This window comes from Candidatus Fukatsuia endosymbiont of Tuberolachnus salignus (assembly GCF_964030845.1).
Classification (GTDB): domain Bacteria; phylum Pseudomonadota; class Gammaproteobacteria; order Enterobacterales; family Enterobacteriaceae; genus Fukatsuia; species Fukatsuia symbiotica.
Window position 1 is genome coordinate 3,045,656 of record NZ_OZ034983.1, and the last position, 21,917, is coordinate 3,067,572.

Annotated in this window: 12 protein-coding genes, 2 tRNA genes, 3 rRNA genes and 3 pseudogenes; 12 read left to right on the top strand and 8 right to left on the bottom strand. The window is 43.3% G+C overall.

Annotated features, from left to right (window positions below; all coding sequences use genetic code 11):
• Positions 1-120 precede the first annotated feature (120 nt).
• Both AAHH42_RS14555 and AAHH42_RS14560 read left to right on the top strand, forming a co-directional pair.
• Positions 121-882, top strand: coding sequence for an endonuclease/exonuclease/phosphatase family protein (locus tag AAHH42_RS14555; protein ID WP_240313921.1), 762 nt, complete (start codon positions 121-123; stop codon positions 880-882).
• 266 nt (positions 883-1,148) lie between these two features.
• Positions 1,149-1,972, top strand: a protein-coding gene (locus AAHH42_RS14560) for an IS5 family transposase (protein WP_240313862.1) whose coding sequence is annotated in 2 segments (ribosomal slippage) — positions 1,149-1,536 and positions 1,536-1,972 — 825 coding nt in all. Because the reading frame shifts where the segments join, the coding sequence is not laid out codon by codon here.
• Between the two features lie 20 nt (positions 1,973-1,992).
• On the opposite strand, the pseudogene AAHH42_RS14995 reads toward AAHH42_RS14560, so the two are convergent.
• The 5 genes and pseudogenes from AAHH42_RS14995 to AAHH42_RS15000 form a co-directional block, all read right to left on the bottom strand.
• Positions 1,993-2,187 (bottom strand): annotated as a pseudogene (locus tag AAHH42_RS14995) (transposase); the annotation flags it as partial.
• 14 nt (positions 2,188-2,201) lie between these two features.
• Positions 2,202-3,209 (bottom strand): IS110 family transposase, encoded by a 1,008-nt coding sequence (locus AAHH42_RS14565; protein WP_083429630.1) that lies wholly within the window; start codon positions 3,207-3,209, stop codon positions 2,202-2,204.
• Between the two features lie 188 nt (positions 3,210-3,397).
• Positions 3,398-3,867, bottom strand: a pseudogene (locus AAHH42_RS14570) (transposase); the annotation flags it as partial.
• Between the two features lie 3 nt (positions 3,868-3,870).
• Positions 3,871-5,115, bottom strand: coding sequence for an IS256 family transposase (locus AAHH42_RS14575; protein ID WP_342221106.1), 1,245 nt, complete (start codon positions 5,113-5,115; stop codon positions 3,871-3,873).
• Between the two features lie 433 nt (positions 5,116-5,548).
• Positions 5,549-5,743: pseudogene (locus AAHH42_RS15000) on the bottom strand (IS701 family transposase); the annotation flags it as partial.
• Positions 5,744-5,794: 51 nt separating this feature from the next.
• On the opposite strand from AAHH42_RS15000, the gene AAHH42_RS14580 reads away from it, so the two are divergent.
• Positions 5,795-6,163: an IS630 transposase-related protein gene (locus AAHH42_RS14580; RefSeq protein ID WP_119797707.1), complete on the top strand. Its 369-nt coding sequence runs from the start codon at positions 5,795-5,797 to the stop codon at positions 6,161-6,163.
• A gap of 265 nt (positions 6,164-6,428) precedes the next feature.
• Positions 6,429-6,620, top strand: a complete 192-nt coding sequence (locus tag AAHH42_RS14585) for a transposase (protein ID WP_342221998.1) — start codon at positions 6,429-6,431, stop codon at positions 6,618-6,620.
• Between the two features lie 14 nt (positions 6,621-6,634).
• On the opposite strand, the gene AAHH42_RS14590 is transcribed toward AAHH42_RS14585, so the two are convergent.
• Positions 6,635-6,874, bottom strand: a complete 240-nt coding sequence (locus AAHH42_RS14590) for a hypothetical protein (protein ID WP_119797000.1) — start codon at positions 6,872-6,874, stop codon at positions 6,635-6,637.
• A gap of 79 nt (positions 6,875-6,953) precedes the next feature.
• Here AAHH42_RS14590 and AAHH42_RS14595 point away from each other — a divergent pair, with 79 nt between their 5' ends.
• The 6 genes from AAHH42_RS14595 (at position 6,954) to AAHH42_RS14620 (ending at position 13,433) form a co-directional block, all read left to right on the top strand.
• Positions 6,954-7,778, top strand: a complete 825-nt coding sequence (locus AAHH42_RS14595; RefSeq protein ID WP_342221439.1) for an IS701 family transposase — start codon at positions 6,954-6,956, stop codon at positions 7,776-7,778.
• 523 nt (positions 7,779-8,301) lie between these two features.
• Positions 8,302-9,848: ribosomal RNA gene (locus AAHH42_RS14600) — 16S ribosomal RNA — on the top strand.
• Positions 9,849-9,928: 80 nt separating this feature from the next.
• A tRNA-Glu gene (locus AAHH42_RS14605) sits at positions 9,929-10,004 on the top strand.
• A 189-nt stretch (positions 10,005-10,193) separates the two neighbouring features.
• Positions 10,194-13,106, top strand: a 23S ribosomal RNA gene (locus AAHH42_RS14610).
• A gap of 84 nt (positions 13,107-13,190) precedes the next feature.
• Positions 13,191-13,306 (top strand): 5S ribosomal RNA (gene rrf / locus AAHH42_RS14615).
• The 16S, 23S and 5S rRNA genes sit together here with 2 tRNA genes alongside, the layout of an rRNA operon.
• A 50-nt stretch (positions 13,307-13,356) precedes the next feature.
• Positions 13,357-13,433, top strand: a tRNA-Asp gene (locus AAHH42_RS14620).
• A gap of 395 nt (positions 13,434-13,828) precedes the next feature.
• On the opposite strand, the gene pgi is transcribed toward AAHH42_RS14620, so the two are convergent.
• Together pgi and AAHH42_RS14630 are read right to left on the bottom strand one after the other, a co-directional pair.
• Positions 13,829-15,487, bottom strand: coding sequence for a glucose-6-phosphate isomerase (gene pgi / locus AAHH42_RS14625; protein WP_342221440.1), 1,659 nt, complete (start codon positions 15,485-15,487; stop codon positions 13,829-13,831).
• 192 nt (positions 15,488-15,679) lie between these two features.
• On the bottom strand, positions 15,680-20,350 hold the full coding sequence (locus AAHH42_RS14630) for an amino acid adenylation domain-containing protein (RefSeq protein ID WP_342221441.1): 4,671 nt from the start codon (positions 20,348-20,350) through the stop codon (positions 15,680-15,682).
• Positions 20,351-20,714: 364 nt separating this feature from the next.
• Here AAHH42_RS14630 and gmk point away from each other — a divergent pair, with 364 nt between their 5' ends.
• Positions 20,715-21,371: a guanylate kinase gene (gmk, locus tag AAHH42_RS14635; RefSeq protein WP_342222086.1), complete on the top strand. Its 657-nt coding sequence runs from the start codon at positions 20,715-20,717 to the stop codon at positions 21,369-21,371.
• A 284-nt stretch (positions 21,372-21,655) separates the two neighbouring features.
• A complete protein-coding gene (rpoZ, locus tag AAHH42_RS14640; RefSeq protein WP_072550468.1) occupies positions 21,656-21,916 on the top strand; it encodes a DNA-directed RNA polymerase subunit omega in 261 nt (86 codons plus the stop codon).
• Position 21,917 lies beyond the last annotated feature (1 nt).

Here is a 21,917-nt window from a genome sequence, read left to right on the forward strand (position 1 = left end):
TACTCTATGCTACCGTCGTACAATCCTCTGATATGAGTGTATGTCTTGATTGTGGTATAGTTTTGATCACGATTATTGGTAACGGAACAGACAAGTAGCGTGCCGAAACGAACTTATGCAATGAGGTATGTGGCAGGTCGACCCGTTGAACAAATTTTTCCGGGTTCGGCTCGTCCGCTGGGACGGGAGTTGCCATTGGGTGAGCCTTTACGGACATCAAAATTTTTACGTGTTATGGTGTGGAACATTTTTAAGCAGCAGCGTACCAATTGGCTCTCTATACTTAAAAAATTTGGCAAGGATTCTCAACTTATATTGCTTCAAGAAGCACGGACTACACCTGAAATGGTACGCTTCGCTACATCTAACTATCTGGCTGCAGATCAGGTTCCTGCTTTTAAGTTTCCGCATCATCCCTCTGGTGTAATGACTTTAGCTGCAGCTCATCCTGTCTATTGTTATCCGCTACGCGAACGAGAGCCGCTGTTACGTTTATCTAAATCTGCACTAATCACTGTTTATCCCATTCATGACAAACGTCTACTGATGGTAGTGAATATTCATGCAGTAAATTTCAGCTTGGGTGTGGATGTTTACAGTAAACAGCTTGGGCCAATAGGTGAACAAATCGCGCTGCATCCAGGACCATTAATATTAGCAGGAGATTTTAACGCATGGAGCCGTCAACGGGTAAATGCACTACGTCTATTTGCACACAAGATGGAGTTACAGGAAGTCGAGTTTCTTATTGATAACCGCAGTCGAGTATTTGGGCGTCCACTAGACTTTGTTTTTTTTCGTGATCTATATGTGGCTGAGGCATTGGTGTTAGCGACTCGAGCTTCTGATCACAATCCCCTGCGGGTCGATTTTTTGCTATAAAATATAGTGTTATCAAATACGGTTTTACAAATGAAATCTAATCTAACCTGAGTTCGGGATAAGCCGATTATTTTATAATGTGACGATATTTGCACAATAGACCTCTTCGGAAACTATAGCAGGCGCCATGTAACGTGATCACTTTTGTTAATAAATATTAATTAATATCAATATGTTATTTCTAATTTTCATAATCAACTGATACGGCGCCTGCTATAGCATTCATGTAGGAATGTTGTTAAAAATCTCCTGAACAAGGAGCCCCCATGAAATATGAACAAATAAAGGTATTGGAAGAGGAAAAATTTCGGCGCTTAACCGGAGTTAAACGCAGTACATTTGAAAAGGTGATAAAGATATTGAATGAAGCAGATAAATGTAAGCAAGGGAAAGGAGGTCGGAAACCCAAGCTGGGTTTAGAAGATCGCTTATTAATGGCCCTTGAGTATCTACGGGAATATCGCACTTATTTTCATGTTAGCCGAAGCGATGGGGTGAGTGAGAGCACCTGCTATGAAACGATTAAATGGATAGAAAATACGCTAATAAAGCATCCTGATTTTGCACTCTCTGGACGCAAAGCTTTATTAAAAAGTGATAGGGAGTATGAGCTCGTTCTTATTGATGCCACAGAAACGCCGATTGAACGTCCCCAAAAAAACAAAAGCAGTTTTACTCAGGAAAAAAGAAACGACCCACCTTAAAAACCCAAGTGATCGTCGATAAAAAAAGCAAAGCAGTCATCTGTACAAGCTTTACTCATGGGAGGCGTCATGATTTTAGGTTGTTCAAAGAGTCTGGCGTGCGAATACATCCTGAAATCAAAACAGTGACAGATACAGGTTACCAAGGGCTTGGCAAGATCCATTCAAACTCGGCGTTGCCTAAGAAAAAGACAAAGAAAAATCCCTTAACAAAAGAAGATAAACGCAACAATCGTGAGTTATCAAGCCAGCGTGTATTAAACGAAAATGTCCTTGGTATGATTAAACGATTTAAAATCGTATCAGATCGTTATCGAAACAGGCGAAAACGTTTTGGATTACGATTTAATCTGATTGCAGCAATTTATAACATGGAAATTAGATAAATCAGAGTTTCCGAAGAGGTCTAATGTAGAGCTAATTTTGGTTTGGATGGTGTAAGGCAGTAAGCGTCGATGCCGCCGAGTAAATTGACGATAAAATGCTGTGGTGGGCGGTGACGAATCTGCCCTATTTGTCACATATTTTGTAGTTGTTCAAAAACGGTTTCAACCAATGACCGTTTACGCAAAAGGGCGTTATCAAACACCGTGTGCTCGACAGATACCGTCTTGATTACGTCTTTGCAAGCGCTATTTTTGTATCAAAAGGGAGACCTGATTTCAGCACGCCATAGGCCAGTTGGAGTAATTTACGCATTGCAGCACAGACACCGACTTTTCCCCCTTTATTTCGTTTTACCCATCGTTTCCATTGAGATTTTATTATTGGGTTGTAAGTGATGGAGCTAAGGGCTGGCATATATAGCGCTTTTCTGAGTTCTGTACACCCGACTTTTGAGAGGCGGCTACGCCCTTTAAATGCACCTGATTCGCACAGTTTCGGATTAAGCCCTGCGTAGGCGACCACTTGCTTGCTGCTAGTAAATTTTGATACATCACCGACAAACGCCAATAAAGTGGCACTCAATATTTCGCCTATACCAGGAATACTCTCCAAGAGATGCTTATTCTTTTTCAGCCCGGGGGAGTTATTAATATGCTCTTTAATTTTCTGTTTTATCTCGACAATTTGTTTTTCTAATGCACAGATACTGTCTGTCAAAAAAGGCTGGACTATTTCATCTGCCCCCTCTTTTCGGTTACATTCCATCTGTTTCATTTCGACTAAATGATTAAGACGACGTATCAGTGCCATAAGCTGACGTTCATTTAACGGGGCGGGAAACCAGCGTGCTGGCGAATAAAGCGCGCAATAACGCGCAATCATCTTCGCATCCCCTTGGTCCGTTTTGTTACGACTCAGCTCACTTTGAGCAAAGGCATGAATGCGGGCGGGGGTTTCCACACTGACCTCAATCCCGTTATCCACCAAAAAAGTGGCCAGTGGCACACTGTAATGGCTGGTTGCTTCCAGGCAAATGTGGCAGTCACCGTAAGGAAGTAGCCACTTCAGCAAGTCGCTAAAACCGGATGGGGTATTGTTAAACACTTTTGTTTTATATTTTTTTCTTTCAATCCAGACAGCCACATCGAACTTTAATTTTGCTATATCAATACCGACGGGGGTTTTGTCCATCAGATACACTCCAGACATGACAGTAAAAATCAGAGAATTCGCCAAGATCATCCTTATAAATACGTGCTCGAAGCACAAGATACCGTTCGGTCTTGAAGGCGATGATGAATATGTCACCGGGGTTTTATCTGTCTTACAAGCTTTAAAGCTTAAGGCTTCATTCAAACTCACCGCTGACATCCCAATGATCAGTTGGGGATCATTATCCTTTCAAAGCTAATAATCAAGATATAAGGCTTCATGTTGCGACGAACTCGAGTGTTCAAGGCGCCTCCCTTTTCTTTCAGCTGTTGTAACAATGTGTTAGAAATATCTCCTTTATCTGCATAAAGCTGGCCAAAAAGCCCTGTGACCAAGTCAGGAAGGGGTTTTCTATCGTCACCATTCCCACGGGTTAGACGAATACTGAGTAGTTCTCCCCGATGCTTAATGAGCACATGTCATTTAAAGCCAAAAAACCAGCCGGTTGAACTTTTCCCCCGTTCTGCCAAGCCTTGAAAAACACGATGACGCTTAATACGCAGGTTATCACAGACGGCAAGCGGCGTGGAATCAAAACTACACTGTACCGCTATAGCGTCATCAGCTCTGCCAAAGAAAGAGAACTGGCACGGATACGCCGCTTGGACCCGTCCGTTAGGAGCTTTGCATTGAGTAGTGGCTCAAATTTTGAGCCTGTACAAGATTCTGTGTAACTGCCGATTCCTCATAAATACACTGATAACCGTTCAGGGTATTCGATCATAAAGTGATTGAGAGCCTGACGCCAGTTTGGTATCGGCATTGTCCACTTTTCTGATGCAGATTCTATTGCCAGATAAATCACTTTTAATGCAGACCCATCATGTGCAAATATTTTGCGTTTTTTTATGGCTTTACGTATCACACTATTGAGTGATTCTATCGCATTTGTTGTATAAATCACCTTGCGAATTTCGTCGGGATAAGTAAAAAATGTGGATAGGTTATCCCAATTTCTGCGCCAAATTTGTACCAGTGTTGGGTATTTTTCACCCCAGCGTCCTTCAAAACTATCAAGCTCTTGCAAAGCATTTTCTTCTGTAGCGGAACGGTAAATGAGTTTTAGGTCGGCACAGAGTGCTTGTCGATCTTTCCAACTGACGTATTTGACCGAATTACGGACTAAATGGACAATGCAAAGCTGGATTTTTGTCTCAGGATAGACCGTGTTGACAGCCTCAGGAAACCCGGTTAAACCATCCATACAAGCAATTAATATATCATTTAAGCCCCGATTCTTTAACTCGGTCAGAATCGATAACCAGGTCTTTGCTCCTTCCGTCTCCGCTATCCACAAGCCAAGGCATTCCTTATGTCCTTCCATATTGATGCCTAGCGCGATATAGACAGATTTATTGATAACCCGCTTATCCTGGTGAACTTTAACGACAATACAATCCAGATAAACAATCGGATACAGATTGTCCAGTGGGCGACTACGCCAGGTGGTTACTCGGTCAATTACCGCATCAGTGACTTTAGATATCAAGGTTGGCGATACCTCAGCATCATAGATTTTTTTAAAGGTTTCGGTAATTTCCCGTGTGGTCATGCCTTGAGCGTAAAACGCTAAAATGTGATCGTCAAAATGGGTCAGCCGAGTTTGCCCTTTTTCAACCATTATCGGGGAAAACTCGCCGTTACGGTCACGGGGCGTTTCTATCGCTAATTCACCGTACTGAGAGGTAATATTTTTTGCAGAATAGCCATTACGACTATTACCGCTGCCACGTCCTTCAGCCGCATTTTTGGCATAACCTAGGTGATGTTCCATTTCAGCACCTAATGCCGCTTCTACTGTCATCTTAACGAATTCATTGAGTATCTTGTTTAGATCAGATTCAGTTTTAATGTCTTTTACCAGCGCCTGAGCTACCTGACGTAGCTGAGATTGTTGCGGGGTATCCGGTAATTTATTCTTTCTTACCATTGTCTATATCCTATTCACAAATTGTTTAAATATAGGCAATTACACAATTTTCAGGACAGGCTCCAAATTTTTTGCAAAAATCATCCATTAAGCAATAAAGTTCGGTAATATCGTTCATGAATGTCTCGCTATTTCGTGATGAATAATGTCCGCAAACATCATTATCTTGAAGTACGAGGCACTTATCTATTCTTGAGCAAAAAATTAGAGAAAATAAACGTCAATTCCTTATCCCGAACTCAGGTTAATCTAATCTAATTTAGTTTTGAGAGCCTATTCGAAATCGTCGTGAGTGAAGCTCAGGTGAAGGAAAAATGGGTGAGAAAGCGTAGTTACTTTTTTTTGTATGTAACAAAAGGCAGTGAACGTATATGTTGAGCGCATTTTTGACTGAGTATCAAAGAATACAATAGACCACGAGTTTCGTAGAAAATTACCCAGCGCTAGGATAAACCAACAGCAATTTTATATGGCTAGCAATAGATCCTTTAATAACATCCCAATTTTGTTGGTAAAGGGTGATGTTTTCCGATAGGCGACACTTATGCTGGTCAAACCAAGCAGCAATAGAGAAAAAAATATAATTTCTTTGCGTCCGATCCGTGCGAGCCTGACAGCGTTCAATACCACTTATCAATGGATATAGCGTAGGCTGTATAAATTGATGTATAATTTCAAGATGACTTATCCATTAAAATTTCGCCAACATGTATTGGCTATTAAAGAGCAAGAAAAGCTTACATATGCCCAAACGGCCACACGTTTTTGTATTGGGACCGCAAGTCTGATGCGCTGGGCTAAACGAATAGAACCTTGTCTGACACGTGATAAACCCGCCAGTAAAATAGCTCGAGCGGCGTTGATTCTTGATGTGGAAACCTACCCTGACGCGTCTCAATACGAGCGAGCCCAACGTATGGGAGTGAGCGCTAGAGGTATCTGCCATGCGTTGAAACGGGCAGGGTTTAGCTATAAAAAAAACATTTTATCATCCAAAAGCCAACGCCCAATCCCGAGAAGATTTTCAGGTCAAGATCCAGGCCTATGAAGCCAGCGAGACCCCTATTATTTACGTGGATGAAAGCGGTTTTGCTCATGACATGCCCCGCCTCTACGGCTATTGAGCTAAAGGTAAGCGGTGTTACGGTCAACATGATTGGCCCGCTAAAGCACGTACCAATGTCATTGGCGCTCAGCTTAACGGAAAATTAACCACCGTTTGTGCCTTTGAATACAATATCAATAGCGATATTTTTCATGCGTGGGTAACCCAAGACTGACTGCCAAAAATCCCTCAAGGGGCTGTTATCGTGATGGATAATGTGAGCTTTCACAAACGCCAGGATATCCAGTCTACTAGACAAAAATCTGGTTTTATTCTGGAATATCTCCCGACGTATTCTCCTGACCTCAACCCGATTGAGCACAAATGGGCTCAGGCTAAAGCCCTTCGTAGGAAACGACAATGCGATATCGACACTCTCTTTTCTGACCCTTTATTTTGAATCAATTTATACGGCTACAGCCATAACTCCGCAAGTGGCCATAGCCCTTTGGGACGGAATAGGCTATTTTTTAACCAATATCTGATACTTTCATGGGATAAAAATGATGCACTTACCTCTGGTAGTGCCAAACCAGAGAACCTTACGCTACTTGCCTGCAAAAATACTCTGTCAAGCGCTTTCATACAGTCATTGATGATTCGGTATTCAACCATTACCTCATCAGCTTTTTTTAAAATTTTATCTTTTACCATTTTTTATTGAACACGAGTTTCGCACTGTAATAAATGAGGGTAAAAGAAGAGTAGAAAAAAAGATAAGAATGGTAATGAGATGTCAGGTTATCCCTGTACGAAAGACCTTTATAAAGCATTTTTACAAGCGAGTCGTGTGAGATATTCTGGTCTGGCGTTGTCAGAAGTGAGCCCGTCGAGGGTATCCCATGATAGCGTAATTCGCAGGTTAAAGAGCCGCTGTTTTCGTCCCAAAGAGTTGTGTCAACTTGTCGCACCCTCGATTGAGCGGGGAGCGCCTTGTTTAGTGATTGCGGCTGATACTGTGCTAGCAAAAAAACGGAGTAAGAAGATAGAGCTGTTTAATTATCAATATTCTGGTAATGAACAGGGTGTTATAGCCGGTATTGGTTTGGTTAATCTGCTGTGGCAGGGTCTTGAAACGGGAGAGTCAGTGCCTATTGACTACCGAATTGACGACAAAGAGACCGCCGGAAAAACAAAAAGCTCGCATTTTTGCGACATGCTCAAACTGGCAAAAGCGAGGGGCATAAGCCCTGAAGCGGTGGTGATGGATGCGTGGTATTCAAGTTTAGATAATCTCAACGCCATTCGTTCTCCTGGCTGGATTGGGGTCACCACGTTGAGAAAGCACCGGATAGTTAATCGTAACGTAACATTAGCCTCACTTGATATTCCAGAAGAAGGGCTTTCAGTACACCTGCGGGGCGATGGTTGGGTGACAGTCTTCAAGTTTGTGGCCAAACACGGTTGCATTGATTATGTTGCTACGAACCAAGAGACCCCCACCCGGGGACAAATTAGTGCTGTCACCGAAGCCCGTCGGTCTGTTGAAGTTTATCATCGGGAAATCACACAAACTTGTGGCATAGAACGCTGTCAGGCCCGCACAGGCCGGGCGTAAAGAAATCATATTTTTCTGGCCATGGCTGCCTGGTTTGAACAACATAAACGCCGTCTGTCCGAAAAAATAACTCTTTACCAACAAAATTGGGCTGTCATTAAAAACGCCATTACTGAACACATCAGATTACTCTTGGCTTCCCCAGGTTAGATCCGTGCGTAACTCGTGTTGAAGTGCGAAACTCTCGTAGATTTCGAATTAGGCTCTAACACTTTATGTGATATTTTTGGCGGGTAAACAAGCAATTAAAATTCTTTTTCAAATTAAGGGTTGCAGGTTGAGATAAACTCCCTATAATGCGCCTCCACTGACGTAAGGTGATTTAACGAACCTTCGCAGTAGCTCTTTAACAATTAATCAGACAATCTGTGTGGGCACTGGCAATATGCTATCGCTTGGTTTTGAAAAAGACTGGGCAAAAGCAAGAATAAAGTGCTGAAGAATGTATGAATCCGTGATCGTTTTGTTTTTTACTGCAAAGTGGTTGAGGCTGATTTCATATTGAAGCGCAGAGCAGTAAATAAAATTGAAGAGTTTGATCATGGCTCAGATTGAACGCTGGCGGCAGGCCTAACACATGCAAGTCGAGCGGCATCGGGAAGGTAGCTTGCTATCTTTGCCGGCGAGCGGCGGACGGGTGAGTAAAGTCTGGGGATCTGCCTGATGGAGGGGGATAACTACTGGAAACGGTAGCTAATACCGCATGATGTTACGCGACCAAAGCGGGGGACCTCCGGGCCTCGCGCCATCAGATGAACCCAGATGGGATTAGCTAGTAGGAGAGGTAATGGCTCCCCTAGGCGACGATCCCTAGCTGGTCTGAGAGGATAACCAGCCACACTGGAACTGAGAGACGGTCCAGACTCCTACGGGAGGCAGCAGTGGGGAATATTGCACAATGGGCGCAAGCCTGATGCAGCCATGCCGCGTGTGTGAAGAAGGCCTTCGGGTTGTAAAGCACTTTCAGCGAGGAGGAATGAAGCAATGCAAAGAGTGTTGCTAATGGACGTTACTCGCAGAAGAAGCACCGGCTAACTCCGTGCCAGCAGCCGCGGTAATACGGAGGGTGCGAGCGTTAATCGGAATTACTGGGCGTAAAGGGCACGTAGGCGGTTTCTTAAGTCAGATGTGAAATCCCCGAGCTTCACTTGGGAACGGCATTTGAAACTGAGAGTCTAGAGTTTTGTAGAGGGGGGTAGAATTCCAGGTGTAGCGGTGAAATGCGTAGATATCTGGAGGAATACCGGTGGCGAAGGCGGCCCCCTGGACAGAGACTGACGCTGAGGTGCGAAAGCGTGGGTAGCAAACAGGATTAGATACCCTGGTAGTCCACGCTGTAAACGATGTCGATTTGTAGGTTGTGGTTATAAACTGTGGCTTGCGGAGCAAACGCGTTAAATCGACCGCCTGGGGAGTACGGCCGCAAGGTTAAAACTCAAATGAATTGACGGGGGCCCGCACAAGCGGTGGAGCATGTGGTTTAATTCGATGCAACGCGAAGAACCTTACCTACTCTTGACATCCAGAGGAGTCGACAGAGATGTTGACGTGCCCTTCGGGGAGCTTTGAGACAGGTGCTGCATGGCTGTCGTCAGCTCGTGTTGTGAAATGTTGGGTTAAGTCCCGCAACGAGCGCAACCCTTATCTTTTGTTGCCAGCACGTAGAGGTGGGAACTCAAGAGAGACTGCCGGTGATAAACCGGAGGAAGGTGGGGATGACGTCAAGTCATCATGGCCCTTACGAGTAGGGCTACACACGTGCTACAATGGCGTATACAAAGAGAAGCGAGCCTGCGAGGGTGAGCGGACCTTATAAAGTACGTCGTAGTCCGGATTGGAGTCTGCAACTCGACTCCATGAAGTCGGAATCGCTAGTAATCGTGGATCAGAATGCTACGGTGAATACGTTCCCGGGCCTTGTACACACCGCCCGTCACACCATGGGAGTGTTTTGCAAAAGAAGTAGGTAGCTTAACCTTTGGGATGGCGCTTACCACTTTGTGAACCATGACTGGGGTGAAGTCGTAACAAGGTAACCGTAGGGGAACCTGCGGTTGGATCACCTCCTTACCTGAAGATAGGTATTGCGTGGTGTCCACACAGATTGTCTGATAGAAGTCGTTTCGTTTTTGTGCACTGAATATTTTTCCGTCCCCTTCGTCTAGAGGCCTAGGACACCGCCCTTTCACGGCGGTAACAGGGGTTCGAATCCCCTAGGGGACGCCATTTATTGGTATGAAAGAGGCAGTATAAGCGAGACAAAATATCTTAAAGCGTGTGATGGAATGTGTTTTAAGATATTGCTCTTTAATAATCTGGAACAAGCTGAAGCTGAGGCGATGAAGTCATGCGTGATGAAAATTAGGCGTGTGTCGTTGTGAGAACTCAGTACCCGAAGACAATTTCGGGTTGTAAGGTTAAGTAATGAAGCGTACAGGGCGGATGCCTAGGCAGTCAGAGGCGAAGAAGGGCGTGCAAATCTGCGAAAAGCGTCGGTAAGCTGATATGAAGCGAGAGAGCCGACGATCCCCGAATGGGGCAACCCAGTGCAATAAGTTGCACTATCGTTAGATGAATAAATAGTTTAACGAGGCGAACCGGGGGAACTGAAACATCTAAGTACCCCGAGGAAAAGAAATCAACCGAGATTCCCCTAGTAGCGGCGAGCGAGGGGGGAGCAGCCCAGAGTGTGTATTGTTAAGAGTGGTTAGGGGAATGACCTGGAAAGGTCGGCGATAAAGGGTGATAGCCCCGTACCTAAAAATGCGCTGACATTGCACTCAAAGAGTAGAGCGGGACACGAGAAATCCTGTTTGAAGACGGGGGGCCCATCCTCCAAGGCTAAATACTCCTGACTGACCGATAGTGAACCAGTACCGTGAGGGAAAGGCGAAAAGAACCCCGGCGAGGGGAGTGAAAGAGACCCTGAAACCCTGTACGTACAAGCAGTGGGAGCCTTGAATAGGGTGACTGCGTACCTTTTGTATAATGGGTCAGCGACTTATATTTTGTAGCAAGGTTAACCGTTTAGGGGAGCCGTAGGGAAACCGAGTCTGAATAGGGCGACGAGTTGCAAGGTATAGACCCGAAACCCGGTGATCTAGCCATGAGCAGGTTGAAGATAGGTTAACGCCCGTTGGAGGACCGAACCGACTTATGTTGAAAAATGAGCGGATGACTTGTGGCTGGGGGTGAAAGGCCAATCAAACCGGGAGATAGCTGGTTCTCCCCGAAAGCTATTTAGGTAGCGCCTCGTGAGATTATCTTCGGGGGTAGAGCACTGTTTCGGCTAGGGGGCCATCCCGGCTTACCACCCCGATGCAAACTGCGAATACCGAAGAATATATCACGGGAGACACACGGCGGGTGCTAACGTCCGTCGTGAAGAGGGCAACAACCCAGACCGCCAGCTAAGGTCCCGAAGTCATGGTTAAGTGGGAAACGAAGTGGGAAGGCGAAGACAGCCAGGATGTTGGCTTAGAAGCAGCCATCATTAAAAGAAAGCGTAATAGCTCACTGGTCGAGTCGGCCTGCGCGGAAGATGTAACGGGGCTAAACCATGCACCGAAGCTGCGGCAGTGGTGATTACAGATGTAATGACTGTTGGGTAGGGGAGCGTTCTGTAAGCCGCAGAAGGTGAATAGAGATGTTCACTGGAGGTATCAGAAGTGCGAATGCTGACATAAGTAACGATAAAGCGGGTGAAAAACCCGCTCGCCGAAAGACCAAGGGTTCCTGTCCAACGTTAATCGAGGCAGGGTGAGTCGACCCCTAAGGCGAGGCTGAAAAGCGTAGTCGATGGGCAACAGGTTAATATTCCTGTACAGTTTGTTATGACGAAGTGGTGACGGAGAAGGCTATGTTATCCGGGAGACGGTTTACCCGGTTCAATCGTGTAGGGAGTGCAGTTAGGCAAATCCGGCGGCACACAATCTTGAGGCGAGATGAGGAGGTACGTAAGGTACGTAAGTAACAGATGCCCGGCTTCCAGGAAAAGCCACTAAGTGAGATGTAACAGACGATCGTACCCGAAACCGACACAGGTGGTCAGGTAGAGCATACTAAGGCGCTTGAGAGAACTCGGGTGAAGGAACTAGGCAAAATGGTGCCGTAACTTCGGGAGAAGGCACGCTGATGTAGGTGAGGCACTGAGAACGTGCTGAGCGTATGTGAGTCGCAGAGACCAGCTGGCTGCAACTGTTTATTAAAAACACAGCACTGTGCCAACACGCAAGTGGACGTATACGGTGTGACGCCTGCCCGGTGCCGGAAGGTTAATTGATGGTGTAATCTGCGAGGAGAAGCGCTTGATCGAAGCCCCGGTAAACGGCGGCCGTAACTATAACGGTCCTAAGGTAGCGAAATTCCTTGTCGGGTAAGTTCCGACCTGCACGAATGGCGTAATGATGGCCAGGCTGTCTCCACCCGAGACTCAGTGAAATTGAACTCGCTGTGAAGATGCAGTGTACCCGCGGCAAGACGGAAAGACCCCGTGAACCTTTACTATAGCTTGACACTGGGACTTGAGAACTAATGTGTAGGATAGGTGGGAGGCGACGAGATGTGGACGCCAGTTTGCATGGAGCCGTTGTTGAAATACCACTCTTTAGTTTTTGATTTTCTAACTTAGCGCCGTGACCCGGCGCAAGGACAGTGTCTGGTGGGTAGTTTGACTGGGGCGGTCTCCTCCTAAAGCGTAACGGAGGAGCACGAAGGTTAGCTAATCACGGTCGGACATCGTGAGGATAGTGCAAAGGCATAAGCTAGCTTGACTGCGAGAGTGACGGCTCGAGCAGGTACGAAAGTAGGTCTTAGTGATCCGGTGGTTCTGAATGGAAGGGCCATCGCTCAACGGATAAAAGGTACTCCGGGGATAACAGGCTGATACCGCCCAAGAGTTCATATCGACGGCGGTGTTTGGCACCTCGATGTCGGCTCATCACATCCTGGGGCTGAAGTAGGTCCCAAGGGTATGGCTGTTCGCCATTTAAAGTGGTACGCGAGCTGGGTTTAGAACGTCGTGAGACAGTTCGGTCCCTATCTGCCGTGGGCGTAGGAAGATTGAGGGGGTCTGCTGCTAGTACGAGAGGACCGGAGTGGACGCATCGCTGGTGTACGGGTTGTCATGCCAATGGCATAGCCCGGTAGCTAAATGCGGAAGAGATAACCGCTGAAAGCATCTAAGCGGGAAACTTGCCCCGAGATGATTCTTCCCAGAGATAGTAATCTCCGAAGGGACGTTTAAGACGAAGACGTAGATAGGCTGGGTGTGTAATTGCAGTGATGCATTGAGCTAACCAGTACTAATGACCCAGGAGTCTTAACCTTACAACACCGAAGTTGTTTTATGTTGATTCAGCTTGCTTCTAGAAGCAGACATGTTGAGAGAGACATGTTGAGAGAAAGAATTTGCCTGGCGGCCCTAGCGCGATGGTCCCACCTGATCCCATTCCGAACTCAGAAGTGAAACATTGTAGCGCCGATGGTAGTGTGGGGTTTCCCCATGCGAGAGTAGGACACTGCCAGGCATCCATTTTAATTTATCAATGCGGAGCATTGATAATATAAAAGAATCGGTGGTGCGGTAGTTCAGTTGGTTAGAATACCGGCCTGTCACGCCGGGGGTCGCGGGTTCGAATCCCGTCCGCACCGCCACCCCGAGTTTGTTATTGACTTAAAGCTCGGTTGTTAGAGCCTGTTAGTTGTTTATTGCGTATGATAATGTTTCGTCAGAAATCATTTCAAAATATTTATTAATTCTTTCCATTTTTTGCTGAGCATTTTTTTATTTGAGCGTCGTTAATGACTGTTCTGAATAGACTTTTAACTTTTAGTCTGTTGAGACACCGCTGACAGAGTTTGTTAGTACTTTCTCCTTAACTCAAGTAAATAATTGATACACTTATCACTACTTGGGACGCTGGAAATTATATTATTAATTTCATGTAGAATTACCATTTTATTGAGAAAAATTATTTTTCTCAATAAAAAACCGGTATCTTCAAGTCACGTGAGGGCATCACATAACCTTTAAATGGGCTGAGATGCATTTAATACTGAAAGTATTGGCTCTCGCACCATTTTTTAAATTTGTTAATCAAAGCATTCGTTGAACTGTCATGGCTAGAGATATTTGTACTATTCTGTAATTCAAGTAGGATTTCATGCGCCAGTTGTTTACCGAGTTCCACACCCCATTGGTCAAAACTAAAGATATTTAGGATTGCTCCCTGTGTGAAAATCTTGTGCTCGTACAGGGCGATTAACATCCCTAGACTAAAGGGAGTGATCTCACGTAGTAAGATTGAGTTGGTCGGTTTATTGCCTTCGAAGACTTTAAATGGTATGACATATTCCATTTGTTCTAGATTTTTACCAGCAAATTCGGTTTCTACTTCGGCTCTGGTTTTACCAAATGCGAGTGCTCTTGTTTGAGCAAAGAAATTTGATAGTAGTTTGAGATGATGATCATTGAGTGGATTATGGCTGATAACTGGAGCGATAAAATCGCAAGGGATCATTTTGCTACCTTGATGGATCAATTGGTAGAAGGCATGTTGACCGTTGGTGCCAGGCTCGCCCCAGATAATCGAACCCGTCTGATAGTTTACCGGTTGACCATTACGATCAACACGTTTGCCGTTAGATTCCATGTTTCCTTGCTGGAAATAGGCAGGGAAGCGGTGCATATATTGGTCATAGGGAAAAATAGCTTCAGTTTCCGCACCAAAAAAATTGTTATACCAGATAGCAATTAATGCCAATAAAATCGGTATATTCTGCTCAGCTGGAGTTTCTTTAAAATGGCAATCCATTGCATAAGCACCGTCCAACAATTTTGTAAAATTATTAAAACCGATTGACAATGCGATAGATAAACCAATGGCTGACCACAGAGAGTAACGACCACCCACCCAATCCCAGAATTCAAACATATATGCTATATCGATACCAAATTCACTTACCGCTTTGTTATTGGTGGATAGTGCCACGAAATGCTTGGCGACATCTGTTTGATTGGCTGCTTTTAGAAGCCATTCACGTGCGCTCTGAGCATTAGTCATGGTTTCTTGGGTGGTGAATGTCTTGGATGCGATCAAAAACAGTGTTGTTTCCTGTTTAAGTGGTTTTAACGTTTCGGTAATATGGGTACCATCAACGTTAGAAATGAAATGCACTTGCAGATGATTTTTATAGGGGTGTAGTGCCTCAGTCACCATATAGGGGCCAAGATCTGAGCCGCCAATGCCAATATTGACCACATCAGTGATTGCTTTACCACTATAGCCTTTCCAAATCCCATCGATAACATCCTGACAGAACTTTTTCATTCTTGCCAGTACCTCATTCACTTTTGGCATCACATCTTCGCCATCCAGTAAAATAGGATCATTACTACGATTGCGTAAAGCGATATGTAAAACCGCGCGATCTTCTGTACGATTGATTTTTTCACCGCTAAACATCGAGTTAATTGCAGCCTGTAGATTAGTTTCTTTTGCCAGCGCTTGTAATTTTTCCATGGTTGCAGTGGTAATGCGATTTTTTGAAAAATCTACCAGCAGTTGATCGCCAAATGTGACTGAAAACTTGCTGAACCTCTCTTCATCTTCGGCAAAGAGATCACGGATGTGCACATTTTTTATTTTTTCAAAATGTTGCTGTAACGCTTCCCAGGCAGGAGTGTGGCTGGGATTAATATTTTTCATAATGATATTCTTCCAGGCTAGTAGATTAATAAAATGATGCTGTTATTGTATCTCGTTAGCCTGGGGTTGAGATCTTTTCTTAGAGCCTGTTCCAAATCTTTTTCGCTGTGCTCAGAAGAGAAAAAATGCAATCCATTCTTTGTATACAACAAAAAGGGAGTAAATGAATATTTTGAGCGTGTTTTTGACGAATTACTTGACAGCAACACGGCGAGCACAAGAGATTTCGATCAGGTTTCTAGTGATAAATCCAGTTTTCTGCCAATATTGCCGATAAAGAGAGAGTAGTTTCATTCCATCCAAGGGTAAATTAACCTGTTTAACATAGTTTCTTTCTACGATGATTTTGGGCCGTTCTTCTGTTTGTAAATAGAATGATTTAAAGAAATAAAGTGCATTACCCTGTTTAATTTTTGGTACCCAAATCTTTGCCCATTCTCCTGGAGAAACAAATTCAATCGGAGAAGCATCATTAGCGATTTGTTGTAATATTTCAACCCAAGGTAAGCTAGTCAGATAGCTGAGATTGACGCATTGCTTAGCGTGTAAGCCATTTATACTGCTTTGGACTAGTAAATCAGCAACTTTATCAACCGGAGTGATATCAACATCATAATATTTCCACAACGGCGCTATCCCCTGTTGTAGGCAGCCTTTAATTACACTCAAGCCGTGATTATTTTCCGTATTTGAATAACCGTAGCGAGTACAACCGGTAATATTACCCATGCGATAAATCGTACCATATAAACCTTGGGCAAATGCCTGTTGTATTAAACGTTCCGCTATCCATTTTGATTGTATATAACCATTTTCCTTAGGGGGAGCATTGGCGACGCAATTTTCTTCTATCAGATTTCCTTGTTGTAATGCAGTGGATAATGTCGATATGTAAAAAAACTGTTTTTTCCGTCCTTGTTGACATAGTGCTAATAAAGTCAATGTGCTGCTAACATTGGCATGACGTAGAGAAAAATAATGATATAAATGATTAACTTGTGCACCACAGTGATAGATTGCATCGATCTGTATGACGATATTCTGCCATTGGCTACTATTTAATCCTAAATTTTCTTGTTTAAGATCGCCAAGTAAAATGATTATGCGTTTAAAGTCAATATTAAGACGGTAGTGGGTTGCATTTGCTTGTAATTTTTCTTGTGCTGTCACCTCATTATTTGCACGGATCAGGCAGTAGGTGATGCTATTAGGTAGGCTTTGCTGTAACTGAGATAATAAATAAATGCCCAAAAAACCGGTCGCACCAGTAAGCAAAATAGTTTCAAAGTTCACTGAAGGCTCAGACAAATAAGGACGGGTGTTAGCTAGCCACTGATCTTGTTCTACAGATTGCTGGATAACATTATTTTGCTTAATAGCTTTACCGTCAATTTTGAGCGCGAGATTACCTAGATGTTGTGTAGTAAATAAGGTAGTAACATCTATTTTTTGACCTAAATATTTCTCGATAAGCTCTGCCATTTTAAATATCAGCAGGGAATGCCCGCCAATTTCAAAGAAATTATCATCAACATTGATTGATATTGATGTATTAAGCAATTGTTGCCAGATTCTGATCAATACTTTTTCTGTTTCGCTTTCTGCTAATTTAACGCTGTGTTTACGAGTTTTAACTTGCTTGTCCATTCGACTGATAAATTTAAGGGGTTCATCCACTGCTTCATAGATTTCAGGTAATGAAATAGTTTTTAGCATAGGTAGTAGAGAGGTAAAGGCGTCGAGAATCTGACAATAATGCGTCAATAAGCTATCAGTGATAATTTTATTCCATAGCGATTTACGAAATAAAGCTTCAATTTTTAGTGTACCCTCTGTCAGTGGTAAGACGTTGAGTACCAGATCACATTTGGCTGGCTCTGGTGGCAAAGGATAGTGTTCTATTTTGCTATGTTCCAAATTCAATCCTTTTCCATCACCACCGTCAGTATTTTGCAGCACTAAGACTATAGCAGTTAATGGGTGTTGGTTTGTTGTTCGAGGCATCGGCAACTTTGCCAATATCTCGGAGAGTGGTGCTGCACCATGTTCAAAAGCGTCAACGAGCATAGCGTGATTTTGTGTTAGTAAATCTTGTACTGACAGGTGTTCATCCACTTTACAACGTAATATTAATGTATTAGCAAAAAAACCAATCTGATCGGACAACTTTTCAAATGGGCGATTAGCCCAGATGCCAGCAATCGGGATATCAGTTTGATTACAATAGCGTGCAAGTAGTAACGCCAAAGCTGAGTACAGAATATTGTACAACCCAGTATGACAATGCGCGGCCTGTGCTTCCAATTGTTGGCGTAATTCCGGGGCTAATATAATTGAATGAAATTCTGTTTCAGTGCTGCCTGTGTGTGTTGTTTGCAAATTTTGCAGTGCTAACGGCGTAACACCGGTAAGTTGAGATAGCCAATAATTATGATCAGCAGCAAAATTATGATCATGTTGCCATAAGCAATAATCAGTAAACTGAATGGTTAGTGGTGTTAACTTTGCTTTAATTGTGGTCAGTTCCTGGCGGTATAACAGTGCAAGTTCACGGTAGAAATTTCCCATTGACCAACCATCAGTGATGATATGGTGCAAGTTAATCGCTAATACCCAAGTTTGTGGTATCCATTGGTAAACTCTAATACGCAGTAAGGTTTGTGATGAAAAATCGAAGGGTTGTTTGATTTGTTGTTGTATCGCTTGTTGTACCTGCTGCTCATTTTCTAACAGGATCAATGGTAGATCGAATTTTAGGTTCACCACCTGTTGATAAGCTTGTCCCTGATATTCAACGATACGGCTACGTAAACTATGATGCCGATCAATCAATTGGGTGAATGCCGCTTGTAACGCGTCAAGATTTAGTGCTTGGGTAATATGAAATGCGGCAGAAACATGATACATCGCCGAAGGTGCCTGACTTTTTTCTGTCCACCACAAACGAGTTTGTTCAGCAGACAAGGGGATGAGATTGCCGGGTAAGGCTAATTTTTCAATGGGTCGAAATTTTTTCCCAAAGGGACGATTCAGTAAAATTTGTATCTGTGTCGCTAAATCGGCGAGCACGGGAAAGCTAAAGAATGATGATAGGGTAGGAGCGACATGTAATTGAGTTTGCAATTGTTGTTGCACTTTAACCAGTAGCAATGAATGCCCACCGAGATCAAAAAAATTGGCTAAACGGCTGATTGAGGTAGGCAAGTCTAATATTTGTTGCCAAATAGTGGCTAACATCGATTCAATTTGATTTTGCGGTGCTTGGTATTCGTCGGCAACCAGTGTGCAATCAGGTTTTGGCAAATTTTTTTTATCGACTTTACCATTGGCGGTTAAAGGAAAGCGTCCCATAACGATCAAGCGAGCAGGTACCATATAAGTTGGCACCTGTTGCTTAAATGCGTTCAAGATTTCGCTTTGTGTAACACGACTGATACAGTGAGCCACCAATTGTTTTTGCCCATTGATCATCATTGTCTGTACTACTGCTTGTTCAACTTGTTTCAGCTTCAGCAGGTGATTTTCAACCTCGCCAAGTTCTAGACGGTAGCCACGGATCTTCACCTGATTATCTGTTCGCCCAATAAACTCAAGGCACCCATTCTCTAACCAGCGAACCCTATCACCGGTCTTATACAAAGTTGCCGTGGCTGGTGTCTGTTGGCGCACTTCTTCATCTGCATAAAACGGATTAGTGATAAACGCCTCAGCAGTTTTTTCTGCTTGACCGAGATAACCTTCGGCAAGGCCTGATCCACTGAGGTACAGTTCACCGATAACACCGGTCGGTAGCGGTTGTAATTGCTTATCCAACACATAGCAACAAGTATCTGCGATTGGACGTCCGATGGGTATGGAAGATTGAGTACAATCTTCGTGAGTAATCGCGTGTAAGGTAGCACAAACCGTACATTCTGTTGGGCCGTAGCCATTCCAAATGTGTTGTGGGGCTTGTTCAGCATTAAAAACGGTGGTGATAATCTTGGGATTAAGTGCATCACCGGCAATAATTAAATGTTGAATACCAGCAAAAGCATTAACATTTTCTTGCGCTAGTTGATTAAATAACGCGACTGTCAGTACCGTATGGCTGATGTGGTAGTGTTTAAATGCTTGCACTAATGCACGAAAATCTATTACCTGCTCATAGGGTAAAATGATGAGACAGGCTCCTTGAAGGAGTGCTCCCCATATTTCAAATGTGGAGGCATCAAAAGCAATATTTCCCACCTGTGCCACGACAGATTCAGTATTAATCGGGATACCATTTTTTTCTGCTAATAAACGAAATATTCCTTTTTGTGGCACTAAAACTCCTTTAGGTTTACCCGTGCTACCTGAGGTATACATTATGTAGGCAATATCACTGTCTTTGGTTTCGATAACAGGAAAATAAATATGTTCAGTGAGCGATTCACTGATATCATCTAGATATAATTCAAGATAATCCTGTTGTCGTCCTTGATATTTTCGCTCAGTCAAAAATAAGGCGATATCACAATCTGATAAAATATATTGCAAACGTTCATCTGGTTGACTGGGATCGAAAGGGACATAGCAAGCCCCTATTTTTAAAATAGCGATAATAACAGCAATGGTTTTATCACTTCTATCCAACGCAAAAGCGATGTGACGCCCGATTAAATTATTTCCATTGCTATTGTTTTGTAAATAATAAGCAATCTTGTCAGAATATTGATCTAAACTACGATAACTCAACACACGTTGATTAAACCTTATTGCAATGGCATCAGGATTTTTCTTTACTTGTTTGCTAAAGATAAAAATTAGATTACTATTTCTACGCGCTCCTTGTGTTTTGTTATATTCAATAATAAATTTATTATAATTTTTATTTTTCATAGCAGACCTCTACCCGATGATATTAGGCATTAAAATAATTAAATTCTGATTTATAGTTAAATTGCTTTTATGGTGGTCATAATAAAATAAAAATATTATTAATCTATATCAAGTTATAACCTTACTTTTATTTATATTTGTATTTGGTTGAGCCTAAATATACTTTCGGCAACAGTGATAAGATTTTATCTTTTTTTTCTGCTATTTTCCAATCTATCTCATTCTATACTTTTAAGGAGGATGGGTTAGCTGAGCGTCGCTCACGACGGTTTTGCAAGAAGTCTAATATAACGCTATGGATGGTGTTTTGCCCGTGTATACTGTGTTGATATATCTCGATCACAACCAATTGAAAAAAATTATCATGATTCAGGGTACGTTATACATTGTTTCCGCTCCCAGTGGTGCGGGTAAATCGAGCCTACTTCAGGCTTTGTTAAAAACAGCACTGTCTCAGGGTGGTAATGACGGCGGTTCCGTTAAGGCGTCTGGTTTGCAACTATCCATTTCACATACCACGAGGGCTAAACGTCCTGTAGAGAAGAATGGTAAAGATTACTTCTTTATCTCTGAAGAAGAGTTTTGTCAGATGATCGACGAGGGTGCCTTCCTTGAATGGGCTAACGTTTTTGGTCATTATTACGGTACTTCACGTAAGGCTGTTGAAGACAAGCTGTCGTTAGGGATTGATGTTTTTTTAGATATTGATTGGCAGGGTGGGCAAAACGTCCGTGCTGAGTGGGCAGCAGCTCGTAGTATCTTTATTCTGCCACCTTCAAAAGAAGCATTGAATTGCCGGTTACGAAGTCGTGCTCAGGATAGTGAAGAAGTCATTGCGAAACGTATGGCACAAGCCGTTACCGAGATGAGTCACTTTGCAGAATATGATTATTTAATTGTTAACGATCAATTCGAACAGGCATTATCGGATCTGAAAACGATTATTTGCGCCGAGAGGCTGTGTTTAGGTCGTCAAAAACAACGATATGATGCTTTAATTGGCAAATTATTGGAAGATTAGTCACTGTTTTTATTAGACTTCTTGCAAAACCGTCATTCGTTATGTGAAGTCAAGGAGCCCGTAGCATAGCAACCACCGTCTACATATACGAGTACATGAGGATTGTGAACACTGTGTAATGTCGAATTCACATCACACAGTAGGTTATGCAAGAGGTCTAGTCAGTATGCAGTAAAACTCTGTCGTGAACACAATAGATTTCGAACCGGTTCTAACTAACTTGTGTTAGAATTTTTCCTGTCTATCGTTAATATCATACTTTCAGTTTATGGAGCCGGAAAATTATGGCACGTGTGACCGTTCAAGATGCTGTAGAAAAAATTGGGAACCGTTTTGATTTAGTGTTGGTCGCTGCTCGTCGGGCGCGTCAGTTACAAACTGGTGGTAAAAAGGAACGAGTTGCTAGGGAAAACGATAAAGTCACGGTGATTGCGCTACGTGAGATCGAAGAAGGTTTGATTAATGGATCAATACTTGATGTTTTAGAACGTCAGGAACGTGAACCAGTCCAAGTAGCTCCTTCCATTGATGAAACGCTTCACTAGT

Bases quoted from the DNA above. Each gene is read 5' to 3' on its own strand.
- AAHH42_RS14555 (WP_240313921.1), top strand. From the start codon at position 121: ATGAGGTATGTGGCAGGTCGACCCGTTGAACAAATTTTTCCGGGTTCG.
- AAHH42_RS14575 (WP_342221106.1), bottom strand. From the start codon at position 5,115: ATGGTAAGAAAGAATAAATTACCGGATACCCCGCAACAATCTCAGCTA.
- AAHH42_RS14580 (WP_119797707.1), top strand. From the start codon at position 5,795: ATGACTTATCCATTAAAATTTCGCCAACATGTATTGGCTATTAAAGAG.
- AAHH42_RS14585 (WP_342221998.1), top strand. From the start codon at position 6,429: ATGGATAATGTGAGCTTTCACAAACGCCAGGATATCCAGTCTACTAGA.
- AAHH42_RS14590 (WP_119797000.1), bottom strand. From the start codon at position 6,874: ATGGTAAAAGATAAAATTTTAAAAAAAGCTGATGAGGTAATGGTTGAA.
- AAHH42_RS14595 (WP_342221439.1), top strand. From the start codon at position 6,954: ATGTCAGGTTATCCCTGTACGAAAGACCTTTATAAAGCATTTTTACAA.
- pgi (WP_342221440.1), bottom strand. From the start codon at position 15,487: ATGAAAAATATTAATCCCAGCCACACTCCTGCCTGGGAAGCGTTACAG.
- AAHH42_RS14630 (WP_342221441.1), bottom strand. From the start codon at position 20,350: ATGAAAAATAAAAATTATAATAAATTTATTATTGAATATAACAAAACA.
- gmk (WP_342222086.1), top strand. From the start codon at position 20,715: ATGATTCAGGGTACGTTATACATTGTTTCCGCTCCCAGTGGTGCGGGT.
- rpoZ (WP_072550468.1), top strand. From the start codon at position 21,656: ATGGCACGTGTGACCGTTCAAGATGCTGTAGAAAAAATTGGGAACCGT.